This is a genomic window from Achromobacter sp. SIMBA_011 (assembly GCF_046535435.1).
Taxonomy (GTDB): Bacteria; Pseudomonadota; Gammaproteobacteria; order Burkholderiales; family Burkholderiaceae_B; genus Achromobacter; species Achromobacter dolens.
In genome coordinates this window covers 1-271 of record NZ_JAWRWN010000485.1, presented here as the reverse complement: position 1 = coordinate 271, position 271 = coordinate 1, and the positions used below count along the sequence as shown (strand labels likewise).

The following is a 271-nucleotide window of genomic DNA, read 5'->3' as shown; positions in this document are numbered from 1 at the left end:
CGCAGCCGCGCCGGCGCAGCGCGAGCGCCTGAGGGAGCCGGGCGGGGATCATCCCGACCGCATAGACGATGTCGCGCACGCCGCTCGCGAAGAACTGCTCGGCCTCCTTCAGCGTCGACACCGTGATGCCGCGCGCGCCGGCCGCGATCTGCGCGTCCACGACCTGTTGGCACTTGGTCGTCTTCACGTGCGGCCGGAACGCGACGCCGAATGCGTCCAGATGCGCGTGCAGGCGCGCGATGTTGGCGTGCATCCGATCGACGTCGATCAG

The 271-nt window shown here is 70.5% G+C and carries 1 protein-coding gene; it reads right to left on the bottom strand.

The window, feature by feature from the left end:
* Positions 1-271 (bottom strand): alanine racemase (locus tag SB816_RS31815; RefSeq protein WP_410548221.1); only part of this gene is annotated, 271 nt, incomplete at both ends.